The organism is uncultured Aquincola sp. (assembly GCF_964001545.1).
Classification (GTDB): Bacteria; Pseudomonadota; Gammaproteobacteria; order Burkholderiales; family Burkholderiaceae_C; genus Aquincola.
The window spans coordinates 1-7,519 of sequence record NZ_CAXFDV010000137.1; the positions used below are offsets into that span (position 1 = coordinate 1).

Sequence of the window (7,519 nt, forward strand, 5' to 3'; positions counted from 1 at the left end):
GCCTGGGACCCGGTGCAGCAGAAGGAGGTGTGGCGCAAGGAGCATGTCTCGCCGTGGAACGGCGGCACGCTGACCACGGCGGGCAACCTGGTGTTCCAGGGCACGGCCGACGGCCGCTTCATCGCCTACGACGCCCGCAACGGGCAGGAGCTGTGGCAGGCCAACGTGGGCACCGGCATCGTCGCGGCCCCGGCCACCTACGAGGTGGACGGCAAGCAGTACGTGTCCATCGCGGTGGGTTGGGGCGGGGTGTACGGGCTGGCGCAGCGCGCCACCAACAACCGCCCCGGTCCGGGTACGGTGTACACCTTCGTGCTCGATGGCAAGGCGCCGGCACCGGCCATGGTGGCGCAGCCGGCGCAGTCGCTCGTCAAGGGCGTGCCCTACGACCCCAAGGACGTGGCGGCCGGCACGCTGCTGTACGTCAACAACTGCGTGTTCTGCCACGGCGTGCCGGGCGTGGACCGCGGCGGCAACATCCCCAACCTGGGCTACCTGGACGCGGCCTACATCCAGAACCTGCAGAACTTCGTGTTCAAGGGTCCGGCCACCGGCCGCGGCATGCCCGACTTCACCGGCAAGATCACCAGCGAGGACGTGGACAAGATCAAGGCCTTCATCCAGGGCACGGCCGATGCGGTGAGGCCGGCGGGGAAGTAGGGGGTCGGTCCAACTTGACGTGATGGCGACTGAAGTAATAACATTGTTAATACCATGAGCGCCATCAACGTCACCCTTCGCTTCATCGGCAACAGCAAGGGCGTCGTGTTGCCCAAGCCCATCCTGGCGCAGGCCGGGCTGCAAGACGCCACCGATGCCGAGTTGACGGTCGAGAACGGCGTCATCTGTCTGCGCAAGGTCACCAAGCCCAGCCGAGCCGGCTGGGCCGAGGCCGCGAAGAAGATCGCCGCCGCAGGCGGTGACGAACTGGTCATGGGCGAGTTCGGCAATGACGAGGACGCGGGGAACGACTGGTGAAGCGGGGCGACATCTGGATCGTGAGTCTGGACCCGACCGTCGGCAGCGAAATCAAGAAGTCGCGCCCGTGCGTCGTGGTGTCGCCGCCTGAGTTGCACGACCATCTGCGGACGGTGCTGGTGGCGCCCATGACCTCGAAGGGGTTCAAGGCACCTTTCCGCGTGTCGGTCACGCATGCCGGCAAGCAGGGCCTGATCCTGCTGGACCAGGTACGTGCAGTGGACAAGGTGCGCCTCGCCTCGAAGGCGGGCGCGATCTCCGCGAAGACGCTGGGCAACGTGCTGTTGACGCTGCGGACCCTGTTCGAGGAGTAGCTCTCAGCGGGGCTCAACGCGTTGGTTGCGCCAAGCCGACAACTCCAGCGGCCGAAGGCCGAAGCGCACGGCGTTGCCGGCATGCAGCGCGGCAAACTCTGCCACGACCATCTCGATGAAGTGGTCCTGCTCCGGCAGTGGGACGCTGGCCGGCACCCGGGCGCGGATGTTGGCGGCCGTCGCTGCTTCGCCTTGCCGCACGATGGCTGCCACCACCGCAGCCAGGGCCTGCCGGTGGCGCAGCCCGAGCGATCACCCAGCCGTTGTTCGATCTCCGCCATCACCAAACCGCCGGGGGCAGCGCTGATCAGCTCGACCAACTCGCTCAGCTCTTGGGGCGGGGTCAGGCGCGGCATCAATGCGACAGTTGAAGTGGCGCAAACGGGTTTATGCGACAGATAAAGTGTCGCAAACCGCAGCGATGCGTCAGAACACCCCCATCCCCAAGCCCACCGCCAACGCCTGCCCCAGCTCGCGGCAGCGGGTCAGGTCGTCGGGCGCCAGCACCTTGGGCGCCAGGATGGCTTCCGGCGTTTGCGCCTGGGTGCACACGATCAGCGGCGCCGCCGCGGGCTTCAGGCGCCAGCCGGTGGCGATGCGCTCGATCTGGCGGGCGGCGTTGCTGCCGTCGCTGCCGGCGCACACCATGGCCGCATACGGCCGGCCCTCGATGCGGCCCAGCGCGGGGTAGTAGCAGCGGTCGAAGAAGTCCTTCATCAGGCCGCTGATGGCCGCCAGGTTCTCGGGCGTGGCAAACAGGTAGGCGTCGGCCGCCAGCACGTCGTCGGGCCCGGCCTGTCGGGCGTGCAGCCAGCGCACCTGCACCGCCGGCTCGGTGCGGGCGCCGGCGACCGCGGCGCCGGCCATCTGGCGGGTGCCGCCGGTGATCGAGTGATGGACGATCAGCAGCGTCTTCAAGCGGCTGAGGCGTGAGCGCGTTCAGGCCGGCCGCGTGCGACGCACGTGCACGGCGTCGGCCAGAGCGCGCAGCACCGGCGCCGTCTGCGCCCAGCTGATGCAGGCATCGGTCACCGACACGCCGTGCTGCAGCGGCACGCCGGGGCGGATGTCCTGGCGGCCTTCTTCCAGGTGGCTTTCGATCATCAGGCCGGTGATGCGCCGCTCGCCATCGGCGACGCGGCGGGCCACGTCCTCGGCCACTTCGATCTGCCGGGCGTGCTGCTTGCGCGAATTGGCATGTGAGCAGTCCACCATCAGCTGCTCGCGAAGGCCGGCCTTGCGCAGCACCGCGCAGGCGGCGTCGATGTGCTCGGCCGCGTAGTTGGGGCCGCTGTTGCCGCCGCGCAGGATCACATGGGTGTCGGGGTTGCCGCGCGTCTCGAAGATCGCGGTCTGGCCCATCTTGGTCATGCCCATGAAGGCATGCGGCGCCGCCGCGGCCACCATCGCATCCACCGCCACCTGCACGCCGCCGTCAGTGCCGTTCTTGAAGCCGATCGGGCAGCTGGAGCCGGAGGCCAGCTGCCGGTGGCTCTGGCTCTCGGTGGTGCGCGCGCCGATGGCGCCCCAGGCGATCAGGTCGGCCACGTACTGCGGGCTCAGCAGGTCGAGGAACTCGGTGGCCGTGGGCAGGCCCATCGCGCCGATGTGCAGCAACAGCTCGCGCGCACGGCGCAGGCCTTCGTTGATGCGGAAGCTGCCGTCCAGCCGCGGGTCGTTGATGTAGCCCTTCCAGCCGACGGTGGTGCGGGGCTTTTCGAAGTACACGCGCATCACCAGCACCAGCGCGTCTTCCAGCTCGGCCTGCACGGCCTTGAGCCGCTGCGCATAAGCCATGGCCTGGTCGTGGTCGTGGATGGAGCAGGGGCCCACCACCACCACCAGCCGGTCGTCGCGGCCGTGCAGCACGTTGGCGATCTGGCGCCGGCTGCGTTCCACCAGCAGCTGCAGCTCGGGCGTGACGGGCAGCTCGTCCAGCAGCAGCGCGGGCGAGATCAGCGGGCGGACGGCGGAGATGCGGACGTCGTCGATGCGGGTGGTGTCCTGCGTCGAAGTCTCGCGGTCGTTCTGAAGGGCGTCGAGGGGCGTGGTCATGCCGAATTTTCGCATCCGGGGCGGGTGAGGGCACCGGAGGCTGAGGGTTGACACCGATGCCGCAGTCCCTGCCTGCAGTTGATTCGCCGGCTGGCCCTGTGTATCATTGACCGACCGGTCGGTCGACTAATTCGAGTCGGCATTCCAAGATCCGGACCAGGAGACAAGCCCGCATGACTTCGCCCACCCCGTCCGCGCTCGTGATGTCGTCGTTCGGCGAAGGCGTGCTCACCCTCACGCTCAACCGCCCGGCGCAGCTCAACAGCTTCACCGGCGACATGCACGTCGAGTTGATGTCCGCGCTGGAAGCCGCGGCGGCCGATGCGCAGGTGCGCTGCGTGGTGATCACCGGCGCCGGCCGTGCTTTTTGCGCCGGCCAGGACTTGGGCGATCCCGCCGCCGCACCCGACCTGACGCCCGGCGCAGAACCCAAGGACCTGGGCGCGTTGATCGAGCGCCACTACCGCCCGCTGGTGCTGCGACTGCGCACGATGCCGGTGCCGGTGGTGGCCGCCGTCAACGGCGTGGCCGCTGGCGCGGGCGCCAACCTGGCGCTGTGCTGCGACCTGGTGGTGGCCGCACGCTCGGCCAGCTTCATCCAGGCCTTTGCCAAGATCGGCCTGGTGCCCGACACCGGCGGCACCTGGCTGCTGCCGCGGCTGGTGGGCCGGGCCCGTGCACTGGGCCTGGCGATGCTGGGCGACAAGCTGCCGGCCGAGCAGGCGCAGCAGATGGGCCTGATCTGGCAGTGCGTGGACGATGCCGAACTGCCCGCCACGGTGCAGGCCCTGGCCGCGCGCCTGGCCGCCATGCCGGCGCGCGCCCTGGCCGCCACCCGGCAGGCGATGGACGCCGCCGGCACCATGGATTTGTCGATGGCCCTGGACGAAGAAGCGCACCTGCAGCGCAGCCTCGGCCGGGCGCATGATTACCTGGAGGGCGTGGCCGCCTTCCAGGCCAGGCGCGCACCGCGCTTCTCAGACCGCTGAACCCGATCGCTGAAACCCGACGAGCCAAAGGAAGCCAGCATGTACACGCAAGCGATGGACACGATGGGCAAGGACGGCGCTGAAGCGCCCAAGACCTTGCGCTCGGCCGATGAACTGGCGCTGCAGGAGCGCTTCGACGCCCGCATCGACGCCGGCGACTTCATCGAAGCCAAGGACTGGATGCCCGACCACTACCGCAAGACGCTGGTGCGGCAGATCAGCCAGCATGCGCACTCGGAGATCGTCGGCATGCTGCCCGAGGGCAATTGGATCAGCCGCGCGCCCACGCTCAAGCGCAAGGCCATCCTGCTGGCCAAGGTGCAGGACGAAGGCGGCCACGGCCTGTACCTCTATGCCGCGGCCGAGACGCTGGGCACCAGCCGCGACCAGCTGCTGCATGCGCTGCACACCGGCAAGGCCAAGTACAGCTCCATCTTCAACTACCCCACGCTGACCTGGGCCGACATGGGCACCATCGGCTGGCTGGTCGATGGCGCGGCCATCATGAACCAGGTGCCCATCTGCCGCTGCAGCTATGCGCCTTATGCGCGGGCCATGATCCGCATCTGCCGCGAAGAAAGCTTCCACCAGCGCCAGGGCTATGAAGCGCTGCTGACCATGATGCAGCAGGGCACCGAAGCGCAGAAGGCCATGGTGCAGGACGCCGTCAACCGTTGGTGGTGGCCCTGCCTGATGATGTTCGGCCCGCCCGACGACCAGTCGCCCAACAGTGCGCAATCGATGCGGTGGGGAATCAAGCGCGTGAGCAACGACGAGCTGCGCCAGAAGTTCGTCGACGCCACGGTGGAGCAGGCCAAGGTGCTGGGCGTGACGCTGCCCGACCCCGACCTGAAGTGGAACGAAGCGCGCGGCCACTGGGACTTCGGCAGCATCGACTGGGACGAGTTCTGGCGCGTGGTGGGCGGCGACGGCCCCTGCAACCGCGAGCGCCTGGGCGCCCGCGTCAAGGCCTGGGAAGACGGCGCCTGGGTGCGCGAAGCCGCCCTGGCCCATGCCAACAAGCAAGCGATGAAGGAGGCCGCATGAGCCAGCAAAGCAGCCAGGCTGAATGGCCACTTTGGGAAGTATTCGTCCGCAGCAAGGCGGGCCTGGACCACAAGCACTGCGGCAGCCTGCATGCGCCCGATGCGCAGATGGCCATCCAGATGGCTCGCGACGTGTACACGCGCCGGCAGGAGGGCAGCAGCGTGTGGGTGGTGCGCAGCGACCAGATCGTGGCCAGCGACCCGCGCGACAAGGACATGTACTTCGACCCGGCCGAGGACAAGGTGTACCGCCACCCGACCTTCTACGAGCTGCCGAAGTCCGTGGATCATATGTAGCCCACCCCCGTAGCGGCTTCGCCGCTCCCCCTCAAGGGGGCCACACCAGCGGCCCGGCGGAGCCGGTTCCGCGATGTGTGCTTGAAACGGGTTGTCTAGACAGGTTTGGCTGAGGTTCTTTGATGCAAAGCTCGATTCACTTGGAGCGGTCCCCCGCGGTGCAGTACGTGCTGCGCCTGGGCGATACCTGCCTGATCCTGGGCCAGCGGCTGGGCGAGTGGTGTGGCCATGCGCCGGTGCTGGAAGAAGACATCGCGCTGGCCAACATGGCACTGGACCTGATCGGCCAGTCGCGCGCGCTGCTCACCCATGCCGGCCAGCTGAGCGGGCAGGGCTTCGATGAAGACCGCCTGGCCTTTCTGCGCGACGAGCGCGATTACTTCAACCTCACGCTGGCCGAGCTGCCGCGCGGCGACTTCGCCTTCACCGTGGTGCGCAACCTGATGCTGAGCACCTGGCTCAAGCTGATGTGGCAGCGCCTGGCCGAGTCCAGCGATGCCGAGCTGGCCGCCATCGCCGGCAAGGCGCTGAAGGAAGCGCGCTACCACCAGCAGCACGCGGCCGACTGGGTGGTGCGGCTGGGCGACGGCACCGAAGAATCGCGCCGCCGCACCGAAGCCGCGCTGGCCCAGGCCTGGCTGTACCTGCCCGAGATGTTCGAGACCGACGCCGTGGACGATGACGCCTACGCCAGCGGCCTGGGCCCCCAGCCCAGCTTGCTGCAGGCCGACTGGCTGGCCGAGGTCAAGCCCGTGCTGGAAGAAGCCGGCCTGGCCCTGCCCAAGGACAGCGCCTTCCGCTCCACCGGCAAGCGCGGCGTGCACACCGAGCACATGGGCTACATGCTGGCCGAGATGCAGCACCTGCAGCGCAGCTACCCCGGGGGCGTGTGGTGAGCCCACGCGCCGAGGCCGCCTGGCGCGTGCTGAGCAGCGTGCCCGACCCCGAGGTGCCCGCCATCTCGGTGCGCGACCTCGGCATCGTGCGCGACGTGCTGGAACACGACGACGGCCTGGAGGTGGTGCTCACGCCCACCTACTCCGGCTGCCCGGCCACCGAGGTGATCGAGCGCAGCGTGCTGGACGCCATCGGCGCCGCCGGCCTGGGCCCGGCCCGTGTGAGCATGCGCCGCGCGCCCGCCTGGACCACCGACTGGATCAGCGAAGAAGGCCGGCGCAAGCTGCGTGAATACGGCATCGCACCGCCGGGCCCGGTGGCCGTGCCCGAAGGCGGCGCGCCCATTCGCATCGTGCGGCGCGAGCGCATCGCCTGCCCGCGCTGCGCCAGCCTGCACACCGAACAGCTCTCGGCCTTCGGCTCCACCGCCTGCAAGGCGCTGTACCGCTGCCTGGCCTGCCAAGAGCCCTTCGAGCTGTTCAAACCGATCTAGAAGGCCCACCCCCGGAGCGCCTTCGGCGCACCCCCTCAAGGGGGCGCCGCTGGTGGACCGGCGGAGCCGGATCCACGGCGGCTGCTGGGTCCGGCAGCGCCCTACGAGAGATGGAGATCGTTTCATGAGCTTTGCATTTCATCCCTTGCGCGTGCGCAGCATCACGCCCGACACGCCGGAAGCGGTGATCGTGTCCTTCGACGTGCCGACCGAGTTGCGCGAGGTGTTCGGCTTCACCCAGGGCCAGTACCTGACGCTGCGCACGCAGATCGAAGGGCAGGACCTGCGGCGGTCCTATTCCATCTGCGCCGGGGTGGACGATGGCGAGCTGCGCGTGGGCGTGCGCAAGGTGCGCGGCGGTGTGTTCTCCAACTGGATCAACGAGCATCTTCGCCCCGGCGACACGGTGCAGGTGATGGCGCCGCAGGGCCGCTTCTTCGTGCCGCTGCA

At 68.9% G+C, this 7,519-nt stretch carries 12 protein-coding genes; 9 read left to right on the plus strand and 3 right to left on the minus strand.

Features of this window, described 5'->3' with window-relative positions:
* From ABNT58_RS04535 to ABNT58_RS04545, 3 genes are all read left to right on the plus strand, one after another.
* Positions 1–660 (plus strand): c-type cytochrome (locus ABNT58_RS04535; protein ID WP_348752318.1); only part of this gene is annotated, 660 nt, incomplete at its 5' end.
* Positions 661–723: 63 nt separating this feature from the next.
* A complete protein-coding gene (locus ABNT58_RS04540; protein WP_348752327.1) occupies positions 724–978 on the plus strand; it encodes an AbrB/MazE/SpoVT family DNA-binding domain-containing protein in 255 nt (84 codons plus the stop codon).
* Positions 972–1,292, plus strand: coding sequence for a type II toxin-antitoxin system PemK/MazF family toxin (locus ABNT58_RS04545; RefSeq protein WP_348752328.1), 321 nt, complete (start codon positions 972–974; stop codon positions 1,290–1,292). The genes ABNT58_RS04540 and ABNT58_RS04545 overlap by 7 nt, the downstream gene beginning before the upstream one ends.
* Positions 1,293–1,295: 3 nt before the next feature.
* On the opposite strand, the gene ABNT58_RS04550 is transcribed toward ABNT58_RS04545, so the two are convergent.
* The 3 genes from ABNT58_RS04550 to ABNT58_RS04560 form a co-directional block, all read right to left on the minus strand.
* Positions 1,296–1,505, minus strand: coding sequence for a hypothetical protein (locus tag ABNT58_RS04550; RefSeq protein ID WP_348752319.1), 210 nt, complete (start codon positions 1,503–1,505; stop codon positions 1,296–1,298).
* Between the two features lie 213 nt (positions 1,506–1,718).
* Entirely contained in the window at positions 1,719–2,210 is a 492-nt protein-coding gene (locus tag ABNT58_RS04555; RefSeq protein WP_348752320.1) for an NAD(P)H-dependent oxidoreductase, read from the minus strand.
* Between the two features lie 21 nt (positions 2,211–2,231).
* Complete coding sequence (locus ABNT58_RS04560; RefSeq protein ID WP_348752321.1) at positions 2,232–3,347, minus strand: 3-deoxy-7-phosphoheptulonate synthase; 1,116 nt, start codon at positions 3,345–3,347, stop codon at positions 2,232–2,234.
* Between the two features lie 173 nt (positions 3,348–3,520).
* Between ABNT58_RS04560 and paaG the strand changes: the two genes are divergently transcribed.
* The 6 genes from paaG to ABNT58_RS04590 all read left to right on the plus strand — a co-directional run.
* A complete protein-coding gene (gene paaG / locus ABNT58_RS04565; protein WP_348752322.1) occupies positions 3,521–4,336 on the plus strand; it encodes a 2-(1,2-epoxy-1,2-dihydrophenyl)acetyl-CoA isomerase PaaG in 816 nt (271 codons plus the stop codon).
* Positions 4,337–4,375: 39 nt separating this feature from the next.
* A complete protein-coding gene (gene paaA, locus ABNT58_RS04570; RefSeq protein WP_348752323.1) occupies positions 4,376–5,383 on the plus strand; it encodes a 1,2-phenylacetyl-CoA epoxidase subunit PaaA in 1,008 nt (335 codons plus the stop codon).
* A complete protein-coding gene (gene paaB / locus ABNT58_RS04575; protein WP_250196974.1) occupies positions 5,380–5,679 on the plus strand; it encodes a 1,2-phenylacetyl-CoA epoxidase subunit PaaB in 300 nt (99 codons plus the stop codon). The genes paaA and paaB overlap by 4 nt, the downstream gene beginning before the upstream one ends.
* Before the next feature lie 122 nt (positions 5,680–5,801).
* Complete coding sequence (paaC, locus tag ABNT58_RS04580) at positions 5,802–6,575, plus strand: 1,2-phenylacetyl-CoA epoxidase subunit PaaC (RefSeq protein WP_348752324.1); 774 nt, start codon at positions 5,802–5,804, stop codon at positions 6,573–6,575.
* Positions 6,572–7,069: a 1,2-phenylacetyl-CoA epoxidase subunit PaaD gene (gene paaD, locus ABNT58_RS04585; protein ID WP_348752325.1), complete on the plus strand. Its 498-nt coding sequence runs from the start codon at positions 6,572–6,574 to the stop codon at positions 7,067–7,069. Before paaC ends, paaD begins: the two co-directional genes overlap by 4 nt.
* Before the next feature lie 124 nt (positions 7,070–7,193).
* Positions 7,194–7,519, plus strand: a 326-nt coding sequence (locus tag ABNT58_RS04590) for an FAD-binding oxidoreductase (RefSeq protein WP_348752326.1), incomplete at its 3' end; no start/stop codon positions are given.